The following is a 19,273-nucleotide window of genomic DNA, read 5'->3' as shown; positions in this document are numbered from 1 at the left end:
CCGATTAATGCTCATAAACAAAGCACTTACCACAAGCCTTCGAGCATCGTCTGTAGCTATTAGCTTTTGTCTAGGATGCTATTTCATCAGCATTTTCAGAGCTGACTTGATATACTGCTCTGCTGTCTCATTTGTCCCCTCAAAGAAGGCCTTGATTTTCTTGAGTTCGCTAGCTTTGTAGCCTAGAGCTAGCAGAGCTTCCATAGCTTCATCCAACGGCTCATTTGTTGCAACGCTTTTTGCTTTTGATGCTTTGTCATTTTCCACAGGTGTCTCAACAAATTTTCCGGCTAAATCAAGGATCATTTGTTGGGCCGTTTTCTTGCCAATTTTAGGGAATTTCATCAAGTATTTGATATCGCTTGTATCAATAGCATTGACCAAACCTTCATTATCATCCACAGCCACAATAGCAAGTGCCGTCATCGGACCAATCCCTGAGACTGAAATCAACTTGAGAAAAACATCTTTTTCATCATCCGTATGAAAACCAAAAAGAAGATGGGCATCTTCTCTAACCACATGGTGCACGTAAATCTGCACGTCTTGATTGACGCTGTCTGAAAAGGAATAAGGATTAGCAACATAGATAATGTAGCCCAATCCGCCCGCCTCTACTACAATAAACTTAGCAGTGATTTTTGTTAATCTGCCTTTGATATAATCGTACATGAATTCTCCTTAAGAAAGATGGTGCAACTTGGCCGAATGCACCATAAGATAAAGTCCCAATGAAGCTACAGCAACAAAAGTTAGTTGAACACCGATAGCACCTGTAAACTCACTGAGAGAGACCATCGCTCCAGCAATAATAATTCCTAATGGTTGGGAAATCGCTAAAAAGCCTGAATAAGAACCAATCTTGTTGTCATCCATCATCTTGACACGAAGCACTTGATTAGCTGGTATATAGATCATTTCACCAATCGTATAGACAACTGCCGCAAAGAGAATGGGAAGCAGTGTTTTAAAGGTTAAGGCGCCAAAAATACCTATTGCAAAAACTATTGCCCCCGTAATCAGCTGAGGTAACAACTTCATTTGCTGGGTAAGGCGATTGACAGCCGTCATCAGAAGGACGATCATGACTGTATTAATCAAAACAGCTAAGCTAAGCAACTTTGGTCCACTGATAGGCATACCCAATAAAGTTGTCTCTTGATAGATCGTCTTGTAATGAATGGGAATATAGTTATCAACTTGACCCCAAACCGCCGCAAAAAGAATAGTTCCCATCGTATACACCATAAAAACAGTATCTTTCACGACCTCACCGTAGTTTCGGAAAGTCGCTGTGAGACCTTTACCGTGTTCAAAAACGAAGCCATCTGGTCTCGTTTCTTGAAATTTCCAAAACATGATCACATAGGAAAAACCTGCAATAGTCGTCATCACTAATAGCAGTTCAAAGAAGTGGTGATCGTAGAAAGCACCTGCAATACCTGCCCCCATCATAACAGCGACATTTATTAACCAATAGTTAATGGTGTACACAAACCGACGATTTTCCTCTGTCGTGAGGTCAATCAACATGGCTTCATAAGCTGGATGCGCAAAGTTAGAAGCCACCTCAACCATAAAAATACCTACAAAAGTTAAGAAAGGCTGAATGTGGCCTGGAATATTGGCCAACGTGGTCAAAATATAGCCTAGAAAAACACCAAAATTGCCAATATCTGTCACCTTTTTCCGACCCAAAGAATCCGATAAATGACCACCATATAAAATCCCAATAAAACTAACGATTTGCGTGATGATCACTAACAAACCCGTGATAAAGGCCCCAAAATACTGCACATAATACATGGACATAAAAGGAAAAATCGCACTCCCCAAAATAATCGATAGGAAACGCAACTCCTCCCGCCACTGTAACTGCTTCGGCAGGTTAAAAAATTCTCTCATAATCTCTATTGACACCTTATTGACACAATTGTCAACTTAATATTTCCCTAAATCTCTTAAGCTGGTATGATTCTCTTGAATACGTCTAAACATTTTTTCCATATCTGCAGTTGAAAAATTAATCAAAACAGGTCGTCCATGCGGACAATTGTAAGGGTTCTGACAATGTGACAATTGGTAGATTAAATTCCGAGCCGAATAATCATCGATGATATGATTGGCCTTGATAGATCGTTTACAAGACATCATAATCGCCAACTCAGCGCGGTATTTCTTAATCGAAACTTCATTGGTTAAAAGGAGCATGTCACAAATCTCATAAACACCAGACTCAATCTCCTCTTCCTTCATCCAAATCGGATGTTCGCGTAGGATAAAGGTATTATCACCATAGACCTCCAAATTAATCCCTACTTGATTTAACATGGCCATTTTCTCTTGTAAATTCAAAAAATCAGCCGCGGAAAATTCAAATAAATATGGGACTAATAACTGCTGTAAGGAGCTGTCAACATCACCGATTTTGTCGCGATAGTATTCGTACTTAACCCGCTCTTGAGCGGCATGCTGATCAATGATATACAGTCCTCCCTTGCCCTGGGCGAAGAGATATGTTCCATGCATTTGACCAAAATAATCAAGTTCTGGAAACGTTGAGGTTTCCTCGTTTTCTAACTTATCAATCATCCGATTGATTTTAGACTGATTTTGAAAATCTAAATGTTCATGCTCATCATTATGAAGCAGATCAGGATCTCGTTCCGCAAATTTAACCTTTAGTGAGGCACTTTCTGTGGAATTTACACCTTTGTCAATGTTGTTGTCAAATTTGTCAACATCCTTTGCTGTTGTAAATTGTGGTGACTCTTCAAGAATATTGGGTTTTGTCACAAAATCCTGCTTATCAGCATCATAATAGAGATGAGATTGCTTGAGGGACAAGCTCGTCTGAACCGGCTTATTTCCTTTTTGGGTTGCTGTTTTAGCTAGATTTTCCAAAGCATCAGGAATCAAATCCTGCTCGCGAAGTGCTTCTTTGATGGCTGTGTTGATCAAACCCATCAGCTCTCGCTCTTTTGAAATGCGAACTTCCTGTTTAGTGGGATGAACATTGACATCAGCCAAATAAGGGTCTATTTGAATATCAATCACTGCAATCGGAAATCGCCCTACCATCAACTTAGAACCATAACCATCCAGAATAGCACGATTCAGAAGGAAATTTTTAATATAACGACCATTGATCAATAGCGTAATATAGTTGCGATTGGCTCGAGTTAACTCAGGAAGGCTGACATAGCCAGAGACTTCGAAATCAAGGTCTGCTGCAGAAATCTCCACCATTTTTTTAGCTATATTAAGACCGTAAATACCAGCGATGGCCTGCTTTAAGTCACCCGTACCTGCTGTGTTGATCATCTGTCGCCCATCGCTCATTAGCGTAAAGGAAACCTCAGGATGTGCCAAACTGAGACGATTAATAATATCGACAATATGGGCTAATTCTGCCTGCAAACTCTTAAGGTACTTCAACCGGGCAGGGGTATTGTAAAAAAGATCTTCAACGACAATTTTGGTTCCAACAGGTCTTGAAAAAGGCTCTACAGAGTCAATAAGTCCCCCTTTAGCCACCAAACGGTAGCCAGAAATCCCCTCTGCAGTTGCACTTTCCATCGTCAACTGACTAATGGAAGCTATAGAAGGCAAAGCCTCACCACGAAAACCAAGTGTCCTGATACGAAATAGATCTGCCTGATTCTTAATTTTGCTAGTTGCATGACGTCTCAAACTCAATACCATATCATCTTGCGCCATGCCGACGCCATTATCCGTGATAGCGATCTGTTTTAAACCAGATTCTTCAATCACAATGCTGATTTGATTAGCCTGAGCATCAATAGCATTTTCAACCAATTCTTTGACAACACTAGCAGGACGTTCAATGACCTCACCAGCAGCGATCTGATTGGCAAGAACTTCTGGTAATTCAATAATCTGACTCATACTTCCCTCACTTTGCATTGTTTTCTATTATATCATAAAACTAAGGCTAGCCGACGACTTAAAAAGCCTATGAGTCATTCATAGGCTTAAATCCTTACAGCATCTTTTTTAAGTCAAAGAGCGTTGTCATAGCTTCCATCGGAGTCAAATTAAGAACATCAATAGCCTCCAACTTAGCTAATACCTCAGACTGCTGAGCCGTATCAAACAAGGACAGTTGCTCAAGAGGTTCCTCAAGAATGTTTTCCTCTTGTGCTGGGGTTTCACCGCTCAACTTAGCCGAATGAGCCTCTAGATCTTGCAAAATCACATCAGCTCTTTTCAAAACAGAGTCTGGTAAACCGGCTATTTTGGCAACATGAACCCCATAAGATTTATCTGCCGGACCCTCTGCAATTTTATGAAGAAAGGTAACCTCTCCTTTTTCCTCAAGAGTCGCCACATGAACGTTGACAAGGTTTGTCAACTTAATTGACAATCCTGTCAACTCATGATAGTGCGTTGCAAACATGGTTTTCGCTTTGAGTTGGTTATGAATATGCTCAATAATCGCTTGAGCCAATGCCATACCATCGTAAGTCGCTGTCCCTCGTCCCAATTCGTCAAATAGGATCAAGGAATGCTCCGTTGCACGACTAATGGCCTGATTAGCCTCCATCATCTCTACCATAAACGTTGACTGGCCAGAAATCAAATCATCCGCCGCCCCAATACGTGTAAAGATAGCATCGAAAATAGGAAGATTAGCAGCTTCTGCAGCAACGTATCCACCCATCTGTCCCATGACAACTGTAAGAGCTAACTGTCTCATATAAGTCGATTTACCACTCATGTTAGGGCCAGTGATCAACTGAATACTGGTATCAGGGTTAAAGTGGATACTGTTAGGAATGTAGACCTGTTTGCCCATGACTTTTTCAACAACTGCGTGCCGCCCTTCCTTAATAGCAATCAACTGACTCTCGTTAAAAGTGGGTCTAACATAATGGTTAGTCTCTGCAACTACCGCTAAGCCTTGTAAAACATCCACTTTGGCAATATATTTGGCCAGCACCTGCAAACGGTCAATATAAGACTCCACCCGCGCTCGAATGCGCATGAAAATATCATATTCCAGGTTTGCTGACTGCTCACGCGCCTCCAACATATCTCCTTCAATCTTTGCCAGTTCAGCGGTACCAAAGCGCTCAGAATTTTTCAACGTAGCCTTTCGGAAAAAATAATCTGGAACCAATGCTAAATTGGAATTAGTGATATGAAAATAATAGCCGTCTTTTTTATTATAATCAATTTTTAAGGTCGAAATCCCAGAGGATTGGCGCTCCTTAGCCTCTATATCAGCAATCCAAGCCCTCCCCTCTTTCATCACCTTACGGTAATGATCCAAGGTCTCATCGAACCCCGCTCTAATAATACCACCTTCTGAAATAGTCGCCGGTGCTTCTAGATCAATGGCCGATCGGATCAAAGCTTCCAGTTCTGGAATACTATCTATCTGTTGATTGATACGATCAAGAACCTCTTGTTCAAACTGGGCCAAAATCGCCTTGATAGCTGGCACTTTAGATAAGGTATTACCCAATTGCAGCAAATCTCTGGGGCTCGCTTTCCCAAAGGAGACACGACTTGCCAAGCGTTCAATGTCGTATACTCCCTTCAGACTTTCTGTCAAATCATTACGATTAATGAAATCATCCAAAAAGACTTGAATAACCTCTTGGCGCTCATTAATTTCAGAAAATCGAATCAAGGGGCGATCAATCCAGTGACGCAGCAAGCGAGTTCCCATAGCTGTTTTGGTTTCGTCTAGTAGCCAAAATAAACTGCCCTGTTTCTTACCTGTTCGCGAATTTTCTAACAAGTCTAGGCTGGCCTTGGTCCCGTAGGTCATTTGAAGGTAATCCTTAACCTCATAGCGTACCAGTGACTGAATGTGCTTCAGTTCGCGCATCTGAGTGCGGTGAATATAGGCCAACAATTTTAGGGCGCTCGTCTTTTCAATCAACGATAAACCCTCTATCAACAGTTGCTGATCTTGATAACAGTCCTCTTCAAACGACAAGACTAACTGCCATTCTTTGGTAAAGAGATGAGCAATTTCATCAGTCACCTCAAAGCCAAGGACGAGTTCTTTTGCCCGAAGATTTTGGATTTCGCTTTTAACAACCGAAAAATCCGTCAACTCCGTCACCCTAAACTCCCCTGTCGAAAGATCCATATAAGAAAGGCCGTAAACTTGACCATCAAAGTCTAAGGCAACCAAAAAGTTATTAGCACTGTCTGTCTTACTCGAGTCAACCGCTGTTCCTGGTGTAATAACTTGAACCACATCACGCTTAACCACACCGACAGCCTGCTTAGGATCTTCCATCTGCTCTGCGATGGCCACCTTATGGCCCATTTCTACCAAAACATCTATATATGCTTGAGCCGAATGATAGGGAACCCCCGCCATAGGTATTGGATTTTCAGCATTCTTATTCCGACTAGTCAGACTAATCTCTAAAATTTGTGCTGCCTTAACCGCATCTTCATAAAATAATTCATAGAAATCGCCCATGCGAAAAAGCAAAAAAGCATCTGGATAATCAGCCTTAATATCCAGATATTGTTGCATGCCTGGTGAAATTTTTTCTTTTCCCATATCTTATCCCTCTATAGCTGTGCCAAAATATCTCGGTAAAGTGTCTCAGCCATTTCCTCACTCTGACAAATGACTAGTAGTGTATCTGCGCCAGCAACGGTCCCTAAAATATCCCGACGACCCTCTTGATCAATGATATTAGCTAAAACATCAGCCTCACCCAAGTTCGTCCCCAAAACAAGCATAAATTGCACTTGGGACACTTTATGAACAAAGGTACTGATTTGCTTACTGAAATCATCTCTCCCTAACTCTGTCAGACTATAGTATAATTTGCCATCTGCATTTCGAATTTTAATAAGACCGATCTCGCGTAAATCTCTAGACAAAGTAGCCTGGGTTACTGTAATACCTTGATTTTCAAGATGGTATTTAATTTCTTCTTGTGTTCCAATCTTGTTATCTCCGATGAGACGTTTAATTTCATCCTGACGCTGTATTTTATTCATTTTTAAAGTCCTTTTTAGTCATATTACCTTATAAATTATAGCAAAAAAGCAACCCTTTTTCATCTCTTATCGAATTCCTTAGAATTTTGGCAAAGTCCCTTAAGGATTTGTAAAAATATGTTAAAATAGGTAGGACAAAAAAATCACAGGAGGTATCATGACTGATAAACAATTAATCGCTTCTGAACTCGCCAAAGTCTTAACAGATTTAGACCAAGAAGCTATTGAACATTTACTTGAAAAACCTAAAAATGCTAGCATGGGGGACCTAGCTTTTCCTGCTTTCTCATTAGCTAAGGTCTTGCGGAAAGCACCAAATCTGATTGCAGCGGAGGTCGCTGAACAAATTGATGCTTCTGCCTTTGAAAAAGTGCAAGCCGTTGGTCCTTATATCAACTTCTTCTTGGATAAATCAAAAATTTCAGGTCAAGTTCTTGCTGATGTCATCGAACACGGTAGCCACTATGCTGACCAAAACCTTGGACAAGGTCGCAATGTTGCCTTTGATATGTCTAGTCCTAATATCGCTAAACCTTTTTCAATTGGTCACTTACGTTCAACTGTTATCGCTGATAGCTTGGCAAATATCGTTGAAAAATTAGGCTACAAACCTGTTCGTATCAACCACCTTGGTGACTGGGGCAAACAATTTGGAATGTTGATTGTCGCCTACAAAAAATGGGGTGACCAAGCCGCTGTTGAAGCCAATCCAATTGCAGAACTTCTCAAACTTTACGTGCGAATCAATGCTGAAGCTGAAGAAAATCCTTCCCTAGATGACGAAGCTCGCGAATGGTTCCGCAAATTAGAAGCTGGTGATGAAGAAGCTGTTTCGCTATGGCAATGGTTCCGTGACGAAAGTATGGTAGAGTTCAATCGTCTTTATAAAGAATTGGATGTGTCCTTTGATTCATACAACGGTGAAGCCTTCTACAATGACAAGATGGATGAAATTGTTGATCTCTTAGCTGAAAAAGGGCTCCTCCAAGAGTCACAAGGTGCTCAAGTGGTTAACCTTGAAAAATACGGTATCGAACACCCAGCGCTTATCAAAAAATCAGATGGGGCAACGCTTTACATCACCCGTGACTTAGCTGCTGCCCTTTACCGCAAGCGTACCTATGATTTCGCTAAATCTATATACGTTGTTGGTAATGAGCAATCCGCTCACTTCAAACAGCTCAAAGCTGTTCTAAAAGAGATGGGATATGACTGGTCAGACGACATGGAGCACGTTGCTTTTGGATTGGTTACCAAGAATGGTAAAAAATTGTCAACGCGTAAAGGAAACGTCATCCTACTTGAGCCTACTATCGCTGAAGCTGTTAGTCGTGCCCAGTCACAAATTGAGGCTAAAAACCCTGACCTGCCAAATAAAGAAGCTGTTGCACATGCTGTCGGCGTTGGCGCTATCAAATTCTACGATCTCAAAACAGACCGTATGAATGGTTATGACTTTGATCTTGATACTATGGTTTCTTTCGAGGGAGAAACAGGACCTTACGTTCAATACGCTCACGCCCGCATCCAGTCTATCTTGCGCAAAGCTGACTTCACACCAGACGCTAGCGCTAACTATAGCCTATCTGACACCGAAAGCTGGGAAATTATCAAGCTAATCCAGGACTTCCCACGTGTTATCAGACGTGCCTCAGATAACTATGAACCATCAATTATCGCGAAATTTGCTATCAACTTAGCCCAAAGCTTCAACAAATATTATGCTCATACACGTATTCTTGATGACAATCCAGAACGTAACAGTCGTCTTGCTCTCTCATACGCAACCGCAACTGTTCTTAAAGAAGCCCTTCGTCTCCTTGGCATTGAAGCACCAAATGAAATGTAATCAAATAAAAACCACGTCTGTTGATAGACGTGGTTTTTGCATTATGGCAAAAATCTGACATAAATCAAGGCAACCATGGTAGCTAATACTGCAAAAATTAAGGTAAATCCAAAAACAATCAATGGCTTTTGATAAGGGTACTTAGCCGTTTCAATCCTAACCTCTAAATCATCTAGGGTTCTTCCTTGACTAAAAGCGAGAATTTGACGATAGGTTTTCAAGTCATAATTGTCTTTGATTTTTTCAACCTGAAGGGCATAATAAAGGCCCAAAATAGCCAGTGGTATGTAAACCAACAACCCCCACCAACCTAAATAATAAAATGCGGGAAATACTATCAGTATGAGAGCTAACATTGTCCACAACATTCTTTTTGTGTAGTAGTCCATATCATTAACATCTTGCTGTTTGACTATTTTTTTCATTTTCTCAAGATCTCCTTCTATCAATTGATCCAAGGAAATCTTAAAACATTGACTCAGCATAATCAGCGACTGCACATCAGGATAAGATTTTTCAGTCTCCCAGTTGGAGATTGTCTGTCTGCTCACATAGATTTTATCCGCCAAATCTTCCTGAGACATGTTTAAATTTTGCCGATAGCTTCTAATATTTTTTCCAACGTTCATCATTACCCTCCTTCCTCAAAAGACTAAGACTGGTGACTCCCTTGGTCACTCTTAGCTTAGCTCTTACCTATCGTTTATTCTATCAAAGTTTTTCAACATCAACTCAAAAATATGGTGTCAAAAGTCTTTGTCACCAAGATAACACAAAAAACATTGACAAGGTTGTCAACCTATTCTCTCCTTTTTCATAGACACCGGCAGATATACTCAAATCTCTAATCACATCATCTGTCTTTTGGTAATGAAAGTGCTATAATGAAGTCAGAAATAGGAGGTACTGATATGTCACATTATCAAAAAATCTATGAAACTTCTGCTGTTAATACTGGCGGTCGTAGCGGTATTAGCTATGTCGAAAACAGTAGTTTTCAAGTCACAATCTCAAGCCCTAAAGAAATGGGGGGCGACGGCAATGGTACAAATCCTGAACAATTGTTTGCACTTGGTTACTCAGCTTGTTTCAATAGCGCCTTAGAAGTTGTCCTAGGACTAGAAGGCATCAAAGCTAAATCAATGATTACACAACGCACACAACTTTTCAAAGCAGATGGCCCTGACTTCAAACTCGGCGTTGAAATTGAAGTTTCTGTTGACGGTAAATCGGCAGATGAAGCTAAAGAGCTCGGTGAAAAAGCTCATGAAGTGTGTCCATACTCTAAAGCAACACGTGGCAATATCGATGTTACTATCATCGGTGTTGACTATGATGCTAGCAAAGAAGCTAGATAAGCTCATTATATTTAAAAGAAGGTTGACAACTCTGTCAACCTTCTTTTTGTCATTCTTTATCATAATTTTTTCGTCTAATTTTGAAATCCGAAGACACTACTTCGTCGATATTTAGGACTGAAATAAAGGCATCTGGATCAAGTTCTGCTAAAATATCTTTGACATCGCGCACCTCATTAGGGTTTAAAACCACATAAAGCACATCAAAACCACGTCCTGTATATGCACCTTTTCCTTGAAGATAAGTGACACCTCTATTAATTTCTTGTAAAATAGCTGCCGCTGCCTTATCTGATTCCTTAGTAATAATCAACATTCCCCGAACTATGTAGCCACCATTTTGAACAACTGTCAACACTTGACTAAAAACAAAGCTCGCTATCAGAGTATAAAGCATGTGCTTCAAATCAATATAGACTAAAGAAGAGGCTAAAACAACCACATCAATCAAAAGAAGGGTTTGTCCCAACTTCATACCGGTTCTTTCTTCTAACACCCTACCGATAATATCTGTACCACCTGTTGTAGCTCCAAAACGAAAGACAATACCACTTCCGATACCTGCAAATATACCTGCTACAATAGCAACTAACATCATGTCATCCTGTAAACCTAGGTTGACAGGTATCTTTTGCCAAAATCCAATGAAAAATGACATGGCCACTGTTCCATAAATGGTTAGCAGCAACGATTTTTTACCGAATACACGGGCACCTAAAACAAACAAAGGAAGATTGATCAACAAAGTTGCCCACGCCGGATCTATCCCAAAAAGGGCATGTAATATCAAGGTAATCCCAGCAACCCCACCTTCTGCTAGGTGATTGGCCATATTAAAATTCACAAACCCAAATGTGTATAGGGACACACCCAGCGTAATCCAAATCAAATGAATACTATCCGAAAGATGCCATCTAAATTTCATACCATTACCTCATTAAAAATCTATTATTCCGACTTGTAAATACCCGCACAAAGAGTCATAAAAAGAGCTTTTAGCTCCTTTTACCTTGTGCTATCTAGGAAAGTTAGTGAAAAGTACAGCCAACTTTTGAAAAACTCTTTTTAATAGTCCTTAAATTGGCCAATAATCTGCACATTCTCTGAGATAGAGACAAAAGCTTTTGAGTCTGCTTTAGCCATTAGGAGCTTAAACTCTATATACTCCTCGCGAGTAATGATGGTCAGCAGAACGGCTTTGTCCTCGTGATTGTAAGTACCGTGGGCATTATTGATGGAAGTTACGCCACGGTGCAGTTTTTTATGAATCATAGCAACCACACGCTCTGGCCTTGAAGTGACAATCATCGCTTGCATTTTTTTCTGCTTAGTGTAAATAGCATCTGTTACACGACTGGAAACAAAAATAGTTACCATAGAATAAAGCGCATATTGCCAACCAAACAAAAGACCGGCAAAAATCATAATCATCCCATTGACAATAAGGGAAATACTTCCCACATTACGACCTGTTTTCTTGCGAATGGTCAAGGAAACAATATCAGTACCACCACTGGAGATCCGCGAGCGCAGCCCAACACCAACACCTAGACCCATAAATAGACCACCAAAGATAGCATTAATCAGAGGATCAGAAGTCAAAGTTACCTGAGGGACTAGATGAATAAACAGGGAACTCATTGAAACAGCGATAAACGTAAACACTGTAAACTTATGACCGATTTTAAACCAGGCTAAGAGTAAAAGTGGGAGATTTATCGCATAGAAGGTCAACGAAATAGGCAGATCAGAGCCAATCACTCTCTCTGACAAGGCTGAAACAACCTGTGCCAACCCGGTTGCTCCACTTGAATAGATATGTCCAGGCTGGAAAAAGAAGTTGACCGCAACACTGGATAACATACCATAAAGCAGAGAAGCGGAAATCTTCTCTGCATATTTTTCTCTAGAGATACTTCTCAGTGTCCGCCACAAGCCAAATCGTTTGGCAACCACGTTCACTTCATATCTTACTTTTTTTAGAAAACTTGTTTTTTTAGTCATTTAACTGTATTTGTAAGGCTAATTCCTCAAGTTGTTTATCCGCAACCAGACTTGGTGCCTGCGTCATCGGATCTGTCGCTTTGTTATTTTTAGGAAAGGCGATGACTTCACGGATGTTATCTTTACCAGCCAAAAGCATGACAAAGCGGTCAAGACCAATCGCCAAACCACCGTGTGGAGGGAAGCCGTAATCCATAGCTTCTAATAAGAAACCAAACTGCTCATAGGCATCTTCATCAGTAAAGCCAAGTGCTTTTAGCATACGCTCTTGCATGTCTTTTTGATTGATACGTAGACTACCGCCACCAAGTTCATAGCCATTCAGCACAATATCATAGGCAACCGCGCGGACCTTAGCCAAATCCCCCTCAAGTTCATGAGCTGAATCTTCTGTTGGCAAGGTGAATGGGTGATGGGCTGACATGTAACGACCTTCTTCTTCAGACCATTCAAACATTGGCCAATCAACCACCCAAAGGAAATTGAATTTAGAGTTGTCAATCATGTCAAGTTCTTTAGCAATGCGTCCACGTAAAGCACCGAGTGTATCATTAGCAACTTCAAGCTTATCAGCCACAAAGAGAACCAAATCGTTTTCGTCAAGTTGTAAAGTATCTGTCAATTGATCTTCAATATTTGTCAAGAACTTAGCAACAGGACCAGCAATTATGCCATCTGTTACCTTAATCCAAGCAAGACCTTTTGCACCAAATTGTTTGGCGAATTCAGTCATTTTATCAATATCTTTACGTGAGTATTTATCGGCATGTCCTTTGACGACAATAGCTTTAACAGCTGGTGCTTCTGAGAAGACTTTAAAGTCAACGTCCTTGACAAGCTCTGTCAAGTCTTGTAAAAGCATATCAAAACGTGTGTCAGGTTTATCGGAACCGTAAAGGTTCATGGCATCATCATAGGCCATACGAGGGAAAGGCAGCGTCACGTCGATCCCTTTAGTATCTTTCATGACCTTAGCAATCATACCTTCAACAATATCTTGAATCTCTTGTTCATTAAGGAACGAGGTTTCTAAATCGACTTGTGTAAACTCAGGTTGACGGTCACCACGCAAGTCCTCATCACGGAAACATTTGACAATTTGATAATAGCGGTCAAAACCAGCATTCATGAGCAACTGTTTGGTGATTTGCGGGCTTTGCGGAAGAGCATAAAAATGCCCTTGACTGACACGTGATGGCACCAAGTAATCACGCGCCCCTTCTGGCGTTGACTTAGTCAACATTGGAGTCTCAACATCAATAAACTCAAGATCGTCAAGATAGTTACGGATAGAGTGGGTTACTTTGGCACGTAGCTTAAAGTTTTCCAACATCTCTGGACGGCGAAGATCCAAATAACGGTATTTAAGGCGATTATCGTCAGAAACGTCCACTCCATCTTTGATTTCAAAAGGTGTCGTTTTAGCTGAGTTTAAAACGCTCAAGGTACTAACTTTCAATTCAACAGCACCTGTTGCCAAATTGTCATTAGCCTGTTGGCGCCCTTGGACAATACCTGTCACCTCAATAACATATTCATTACGAAGGCTTTCGGCAGTCCTCATGACTTCACTAGACACTTCTTCAGGATTGATAACCAACTGCATAATCCCTTCACGGTCACGCAAATCGATAAAAATCAGGCCACCTAGGTCCCGACGACGCCCTACCCAACCCTTTAAGGTGATTTCAGTTCCAATGTGTTCACTGCGAACACGGCCAGCATACATACTACGTTCAGACATTTTATTCTCCATGTATCAGTATTTCATACGCAATGCGTATCATTCCCTATCATTGTACCAAAATATGAGAAAAAGTCCCACCATATCAGAGGGACTTTCTTAGAATATCTTTAAAGCAGTTGGTCTAAAACTCCCGCAAAGTTACTTGTAATCTCATCAAAAGTAACCGTTACTTCCTGACGTGTGGCATTATTTTTAAGACTGACCCGACCAGCTTCTACCTCGCTACCGCCTAGTGTCATGACTACTTTTGCCTTAAAGGCATCTGCTGATTTAAATTGCGCCTTGATCTTGCGGCCAAGAACATCCCGTTCTGTTGTAAAGCCTTGAGCACGGACTGCTTGAACAAGCTCCAAAGCTTTGCTATTGGCTTCAGCCCCTAAGACAGCGATATAGAGATCCATTTCAGACGCAATCGGAAGCTCAATCCCTTGTTTTTCCAAAACAAGAAGCAAGCGCTCTAAGCCAAGACCAAAACCAAAACCAGGTGTCTCAGGACCACCGAAATACGCAACCAAACCATCGTAACGCCCACCTGCACAAATAGTCAATTCCAACTTATCAATAGTGGTGATGAACTCAAAAATGGTGTGGTTATAGTAATCAAGGCCACGAACCATATTGGTATCGATGACATAAGGAATCTTAAGCGCTTCAAGCATGGCACGAACCTCATCAAAGTGCGCTTGACTCTCCTCATCCAAGAAGTCCAAGATAGACGGCGCATTTTCCACTGCAATCTTATCTTCTTTTTCTTTAGAATCCAATACGCGAAGAGGATTTTCCTCCAAACGACGCTGACTATCTTTAGACAAGCTGTCACGCATCGGTGTCAAGTAATCGATCAAAGCTTGACGATAAGCCTGACGGCTCTCTGTATTCCCAAGACTATTGAGGTGAAGAACCACATCCTTGATGCCAAGTTCTGTAAAGAGCTGATAAGCCATAGCAATCGTCTCGACATCCGTAGCAGGATTTGAGGAGCCAAAGGCTTCGACACCAATTTGGTGGAATTCACGCAGACGACCTGCCTGCGGACGTTCATAACGGAACATAGAGCCGATATAGTACATCTTGACAGGCTTCTGAATCTCTGGTGCAAAGAGTTTGTTTTCCATATAAGAACGCACGACAGGTGCCGTTCCTTCCGGACGAAGGGTGATGTGACGGTCACCCTTGTCATGGAAATCGTACATTTCTTTAGTCACAATATCTGTCGTATCACCAACAGAGCGTGAAATCACCTCATAGTGTTCAAACATAGGGGTACGGATCTCTCCGTAATTGTATTTTTTAAAGGTTTCACGCGCAAAATTTTCCACGTATTGCCATTTGGCACTGTCTACAGGAAGAATATCCTGTGTCCCTTTTGGTTTTTGCAGTTTCATAATATAAGACATAGAGGTTTGACATCGGATCAATGAGGGAACTTCGTAAGACATTCCCTATCAAACCTCCCCTTTCTCTAGATTTGATCACCCTTATTCTACCATGAAAGCAATTTTTTTTCGATAATCCTTGCAAATAAGACAATATAAGAGCTTCATTTATAGCTAAAAACTATATAAACATCAGCTTTGCCATAGTTGTAAACTAAATGAAAATTTTTTCAAAAAAACTATTGCGTTCTGGAAATAATAGGACTATAATGCCTTATCAATATATTTCCAGGAGGAAACTAGGGTGTTCGAATCTTTCAAAAACGTCCTACTAGGGAAACCCCTAAAATCCGACGATGGTCATGGTGACAGTCATTTACTCAGCAAGTCACAAGCCCTCGCCATGTTGTCCAGTGATGCTTTGTCATCTATTGCTTACGGTCCAGAACAGGTCATCTTGGTTCTGACCGCTCTCTCAGCTGGTGCTATTTGGTGGTCCCTTCCTATCGGAATCGGCGTTCTCATCCTCCTCATCAGCTTGACCATCTCCTACAGTCAGGTCATCCACGCCTACCCTAATGGTGGTGGTGCCTACATGGTCTCTACTGAAAACCTCTCACCAAACCTTCGACTCTTATCAGGTGGGAGCCTTCTGATCGACTACATGCTGACAGTTGCAGTATCTGTATCCTCAGGGGCTGATGCCATCACCTCCGCCTTTCCTGGACTTAAGGACATCAACCTCGAGATTTCCATCGTCTTAGTCCTCATCCTCATGCTGATGAACCTACGTGGTCTTCGCGAGTCTGCCACTGCTCTCTTTATTCCTGTTTATCTTTTTATCGGCGCCATCCTGATACTCCTTGTCGTCGGCGTCTTTCAGATTATGACTGGAGACCTCGCCTATCACGCAACTGCAAGAGTGGGTAGCCCAGTCACTGGACTTAGTCTCTTTTTACTATTACGTGCCTTCACCAGTGGATCGGCTTCTCTAACAGGGGTAGAAGCCATTTCAAATGCTGTGCCATTCTTTAAGAAACCCAAAACCAAGAATGCCGTAGAAACACTGATCATCATGTCCAGTATTCTTGGCATCATGTTCATCGGCATTACTTTCCTCAACTATTGGTTGGGAATTGTGCCATCTAAAGACGTCACCATCTTGGCGCAAATCGCCCAAGCTGTCTTTGGTAATAGTGCGCTAGGGCAAGCCCTCTTTTATATTTTCCAGCTATCTACAGCCATGATTTTAGCTGTCGCTGCCAATACGGGCTTTTCAGCCTTTCCTGTCCTAGCTTATAATATGGCTAAAAACAGGTACATGCCACACTTGTATCTGGAAAAAGGGGCGCGCCTCGGCTATTCTAACGGTATTATCACCCTTGCTCTTGGTGCTATCCTCTTACTTTTCTTGTTTAATGGCTCTACCGAGGCCTTGATTCCGCTTTATACCATCGGGGTTTTCATTCCTTTTGCTTTGGCGCAAACTGGCATGGTCAAATACTGGCAAAAACACGCAGGTAAAAATTACCTCAAAAAAGCCAGTGCCAACATTCTAGGTGCGATTATCTGTTACGGTATCATCGCTATTTTACTAGCTTTTCGCCTCAAAGACATCTGGCCATTCTTCCCTATCATTCTTATCTTAATGCTGATGTTTATAGCCATTCATAAGCACTACACTAGAGTAGCAGAGCAATTGCGCTTACGCGAAAAGGACCACAAAATCGTCACCTATACTGGCAATCAGGTCTTGGTCCTTTTGGGCAATATGACCCAAGCCACTGCTCAAGCGCTCAGCTATGCTAATGCTATCGGGACTCAAGTCATCGCCCTCCATGTGTCCACCAAAGAAACACAAGAGAAAGATACCGAAATCCTTCATGAATTTAAAGCCAATTACCCTAATACCGACTTGGTGATTATTAACTCCGACTATCGCGATATTATCAAACCAACTGTCGACTATGTGCGTCAGCGGAGTCAAACTGCCAAAGCAGCCAACCAAACACTGACGGTCTTAATTCCCCAGTTTGTCCCTAAAAAACCATGGCAAAAACTTCTTCACAACCAAATGAGCTTACGCCTCAAATACTATCTACGTTGGAACGAAGGCATCGTCATCTCATCTTACTCCTATCACCTGAAGGATTGATAGCAACTATTATAAAAAGCAAGACTCCTTTGAATCTTGCTTTTTGTGTGCCCTTGATATAGGGGTTTTAAATCAATCTCGTCATCCAACCACCATTTTACGATCAGGAGCACAAGTATAGCCCAAAATAAGATGATGGGTAAAGCATAATACCATTTCTTGGGCTTGCCATCTTTCCAGAGATCCTGAGCAGCCTTTCGGTGTTTTTCTAGGATCTCTGTAGGAATAAAACGAATGGTCAAGACAACCAAGAGCGGCAGAAGAATAACATCATCCAGATAGCCTAAAACAGGAATAAAATCTGACACCAAGTCAACAGGCGATAGGGCACAGGCAACTGTCAGACCCGCAAAAATCTTAGCTAGTAGCGGTGGTTCCTTATCCTTTAAGGCAATAAACAAGGCTGGTATATCTGTTTTGAGCTGCTTAGCTCTCGTTTTTAAAGTCATTCTTCTCCTTTTTGGAAAACTTAGCACATGAAGTTCCAAAACTTTTGACAAAAACTTCTTATTCCCACACCTTATCACGCACAGACTTAATCAAGGTTAGTTTTTGCCATTGGTCTTTTTCTGTAAGGACGTTCCCTTCTTCAGTAGACGCAAAACCACACTGGGTTGAAACACCTAAGTTTTGATAAGGCACATAGATTGTCGCTTCTTGCAAACGTGAAATAATCTTGTCCTCATCTTCCAAATCAGCTGATTTAGACGTAAAGAGCCCCAAAACCAACTCAACATGGTCGCGGTGGTTCCAAATATCTGCTAGCGGTGTAAAATCGCCTGAACGCTCATCATCATACTCTAAGAAGAAAATGTCATAATTAAGCTGTCCGAGGTACTTGGCTACTGCCTGATAGGAACCCTCAAAAAGGTAAGTAGACTTAAAGTTCCCACGACAAATATGGGTAGCAATCGTTAAATTCTCTGGCAATCCTTCAAGGGACTTGTTAATCACATAAACATCATCTTCTGCAATTTCCTCAAAAGGTCGGCGCTTATCTGGCTCATTTTGATAAGTTTCTAGCTGCTGAATTAGATAAGCCCATGTTGTGTCGTCCAATTGGACATAACGTGCACCTAAATCATAAAAATGCTGAATGGTATCATGATATGCTTTCGCTAAACCATCCAAAAAATCTACCCAAGAGTCATAATAATCCGCATAAAGATCACTACGATGATCACGTTTGATGACCAAAGACGGACTTGGAATGGTCACTTTGGGTGTCACACCATCTGGAATGATGGACCGCAAATACTCAAAATCACGATAGAAAGGGTGTTCTGGATTTTCAGCTACCTTGCCATTTAAACGGATATTGGTTGTCCGTGTCTTTGCCCCATGAAAATGATAAGAATCTTCCTGCTCATAAGTCTCAAACCCTGTCAATCCCCAAAGGAAATCCAGATGCCACCAAGAACGGCCAAACTCACCGTCTGTGACTACCTTTAAGCCACTAGCCACTTGGTGATCAACTAAATCCTTCACCAACTTGTCCTGAACTTTTAGCAATTCTTCTTGAGTGAGCTCACCATTAATAAAGTTTTCTCTAGCTTCCTTGAGCTCAACCGGACGTAAATAAGAACCGACATGATCAAAATGATGATGTGCTTTAGACATAGACTTACCTCTTTTTCTTTTCTGGAAAATAGCAGAGCAAACATCCACTATTTGCTGTAAACTTAGGATAACAAAGCAAATTATAAGTGACAAATATAACTTTTTTATAGTATGTTATAGAGGTAAACTATAGATGAGATGAATCTCAAAAAAAGTGTCAAG

Annotated in this window: 15 protein-coding genes; 3 read left to right on the top strand and 12 right to left on the bottom strand. The window is 41.3% G+C overall.

The window, feature by feature from the left end:
- Positions 1–78: 78 nt before the first annotated feature.
- From ruvA to argR, 5 genes are all read right to left on the bottom strand, one after another.
- Positions 79–672, bottom strand: coding sequence for a Holliday junction branch migration protein RuvA (ruvA, locus tag G574_RS0106465; RefSeq protein WP_017769066.1), 594 nt, complete (start codon positions 670–672; stop codon positions 79–81).
- 9 nt (positions 673–681) lie between these two features.
- Positions 682–1,905: an MDR family MFS transporter gene (locus G574_RS0106460; protein ID WP_029691475.1), complete on the bottom strand. Its 1,224-nt coding sequence runs from the start codon at positions 1,903–1,905 to the stop codon at positions 682–684.
- Between the two features lie 36 nt (positions 1,906–1,941).
- On the bottom strand, positions 1,942–3,909 hold the full coding sequence (mutL, locus tag G574_RS0106455; protein ID WP_029691474.1) for a DNA mismatch repair endonuclease MutL: 1,968 nt from the start codon (positions 3,907–3,909) through the stop codon (positions 1,942–1,944).
- A 94-nt stretch (positions 3,910–4,003) separates the two neighbouring features.
- The gene (gene mutS, locus G574_RS0106450) at positions 4,004–6,553 is read right to left on the bottom strand and encodes a DNA mismatch repair protein MutS (protein WP_029691473.1); all 2,550 of its coding nucleotides are present in this window, start codon (positions 6,551–6,553) and stop codon (positions 4,004–4,006) included.
- Between the two features lie 11 nt (positions 6,554–6,564).
- Positions 6,565–7,002: an arginine repressor gene (argR, locus tag G574_RS0106445; protein ID WP_029691472.1), complete on the bottom strand. Its 438-nt coding sequence runs from the start codon at positions 7,000–7,002 to the stop codon at positions 6,565–6,567.
- Positions 7,003–7,159: 157 nt separating this feature from the next.
- Between argR and argS the strand changes: the two genes are divergently transcribed.
- Entirely contained in the window at positions 7,160–8,851 is a 1,692-nt protein-coding gene (gene argS / locus G574_RS0106440; RefSeq protein ID WP_029691471.1) for an arginine--tRNA ligase, read from the top strand.
- A 41-nt stretch (positions 8,852–8,892) separates the two neighbouring features.
- On the opposite strand, the gene G574_RS0106435 is transcribed toward argS, so the two are convergent.
- A complete protein-coding gene (locus G574_RS0106435; protein ID WP_029691470.1) occupies positions 8,893–9,480 on the bottom strand; it encodes a helix-turn-helix domain-containing protein in 588 nt (195 codons plus the stop codon).
- A gap of 282 nt (positions 9,481–9,762) precedes the next feature.
- On the opposite strand from G574_RS0106435, the gene G574_RS0106430 reads away from it, so the two are divergent.
- Positions 9,763–10,209, top strand: coding sequence for an organic hydroperoxide resistance protein (locus tag G574_RS0106430; protein WP_017769073.1), 447 nt, complete (start codon positions 9,763–9,765; stop codon positions 10,207–10,209).
- Positions 10,210–10,258: 49 nt separating this feature from the next.
- Here G574_RS0106430 and G574_RS0106425 read toward each other — a convergent pair whose 3' ends face one another.
- The 4 genes from G574_RS0106425 to hisS all read right to left on the bottom strand — a co-directional run bounded on the left by G574_RS0106425 (position 10,259) and on the right by hisS (position 15,345).
- Entirely contained in the window at positions 10,259–11,134 is an 876-nt protein-coding gene (locus tag G574_RS0106425) for a YitT family protein (RefSeq protein ID WP_051130543.1), read from the bottom strand.
- 140 nt (positions 11,135–11,274) lie between these two features.
- Entirely contained in the window at positions 11,275–12,213 is a 939-nt protein-coding gene (locus tag G574_RS0106420; RefSeq protein ID WP_029691468.1) for a YitT family protein, read from the bottom strand.
- Complete coding sequence (aspS, locus tag G574_RS0106415) at positions 12,206–13,957, bottom strand: aspartate--tRNA ligase (protein WP_029691467.1); 1,752 nt, start codon at positions 13,955–13,957, stop codon at positions 12,206–12,208. The genes G574_RS0106420 and aspS overlap by 8 nt, the downstream gene beginning before the upstream one ends.
- Before the next feature lie 110 nt (positions 13,958–14,067).
- Positions 14,068–15,345 (bottom strand): histidine--tRNA ligase, encoded by a 1,278-nt coding sequence (gene hisS / locus G574_RS0106410; protein ID WP_029691466.1) that lies wholly within the window; start codon positions 15,343–15,345, stop codon positions 14,068–14,070.
- A gap of 295 nt (positions 15,346–15,640) precedes the next feature.
- Here hisS and G574_RS0106405 point away from each other — a divergent pair, with 295 nt between their 5' ends.
- Positions 15,641–17,491, top strand: a complete 1,851-nt coding sequence (locus G574_RS0106405) for an APC family permease (protein ID WP_029691465.1) — start codon at positions 15,641–15,643, stop codon at positions 17,489–17,491.
- Here G574_RS0106405 and G574_RS0106400 read toward each other — a convergent pair.
- Together G574_RS0106400 and G574_RS0106395 are read right to left on the bottom strand one after the other, a co-directional pair.
- Positions 17,476–17,940 (bottom strand): YkvA family protein, encoded by a 465-nt coding sequence (locus tag G574_RS0106400; RefSeq protein ID WP_029691464.1) that lies wholly within the window; start codon positions 17,938–17,940, stop codon positions 17,476–17,478. The two genes, G574_RS0106405 and G574_RS0106400, sit on opposite strands and share 16 nt — an antisense overlap.
- Positions 17,941–17,998: 58 nt before the next feature.
- Complete coding sequence (locus G574_RS0106395; RefSeq protein WP_029691463.1) at positions 17,999–19,111, bottom strand: vitamin B12 independent methionine synthase; 1,113 nt, start codon at positions 19,109–19,111, stop codon at positions 17,999–18,001.
- Positions 19,112–19,273 lie beyond the last annotated feature (162 nt).

Origin of the sequence: Streptococcus hyovaginalis DSM 12219 (assembly GCF_000420785.1) — a bacterium.
Classification (GTDB): Bacteria; Bacillota; Bacilli; order Lactobacillales; family Streptococcaceae; genus Streptococcus; species Streptococcus hyovaginalis.
This window is presented reverse-complemented; position numbering and strand designations above follow the sequence as displayed.

What these genes read in the sequence shown, in the direction of transcription:
- ruvA (WP_017769066.1), bottom strand. Translation starts at nt 672, where the DNA reads ATGTACGATTATATCAAAGGCAGATTAACAAAAATCACTGCTAAGTTT.
- G574_RS0106460 (WP_029691475.1), bottom strand. Translation starts at nt 1,905, where the DNA reads ATGAGAGAATTTTTTAACCTGCCGAAGCAGTTACAGTGGCGGGAGGAG.
- mutL (WP_029691474.1), bottom strand. Translation starts at nt 3,909, where the DNA reads ATGAGTCAGATTATTGAATTACCAGAAGTTCTTGCCAATCAGATCGCT.
- mutS (WP_029691473.1), bottom strand. Translation starts at nt 6,553, where the DNA reads ATGGGAAAAGAAAAAATTTCACCAGGCATGCAACAATATCTGGATATT.
- argR (WP_029691472.1), bottom strand. Translation starts at nt 7,002, where the DNA reads ATGAATAAAATACAGCGTCAGGATGAAATTAAACGTCTCATCGGAGAT.
- argS (WP_029691471.1), top strand. Translation starts at nt 7,160, where the DNA reads ATGACTGATAAACAATTAATCGCTTCTGAACTCGCCAAAGTCTTAACA.
- G574_RS0106435 (WP_029691470.1), bottom strand. Translation starts at nt 9,480, where the DNA reads ATGAACGTTGGAAAAAATATTAGAAGCTATCGGCAAAATTTAAACATG.
- G574_RS0106430 (WP_017769073.1), top strand. Translation starts at nt 9,763, where the DNA reads ATGTCACATTATCAAAAAATCTATGAAACTTCTGCTGTTAATACTGGC.
- G574_RS0106425 (WP_051130543.1), bottom strand. Translation starts at nt 11,134, where the DNA reads ATGAAATTTAGATGGCATCTTTCGGATAGTATTCATTTGATTTGGATT.
- G574_RS0106420 (WP_029691468.1), bottom strand. Translation starts at nt 12,213, where the DNA reads ATGACTAAAAAAACAAGTTTTCTAAAAAAAGTAAGATATGAAGTGAAC.
- aspS (WP_029691467.1), bottom strand. Translation starts at nt 13,957, where the DNA reads ATGTCTGAACGTAGTATGTATGCTGGCCGTGTTCGCAGTGAACACATT.
- hisS (WP_029691466.1), bottom strand. Translation starts at nt 15,345, where the DNA reads ATGAAACTGCAAAAACCAAAAGGGACACAGGATATTCTTCCTGTAGAC.
- G574_RS0106400 (WP_029691464.1), bottom strand. Translation starts at nt 17,940, where the DNA reads ATGACTTTAAAAACGAGAGCTAAGCAGCTCAAAACAGATATACCAGCC.
- G574_RS0106395 (WP_029691463.1), bottom strand. Translation starts at nt 19,111, where the DNA reads ATGTCTAAAGCACATCATCATTTTGATCATGTCGGTTCTTATTTACGT.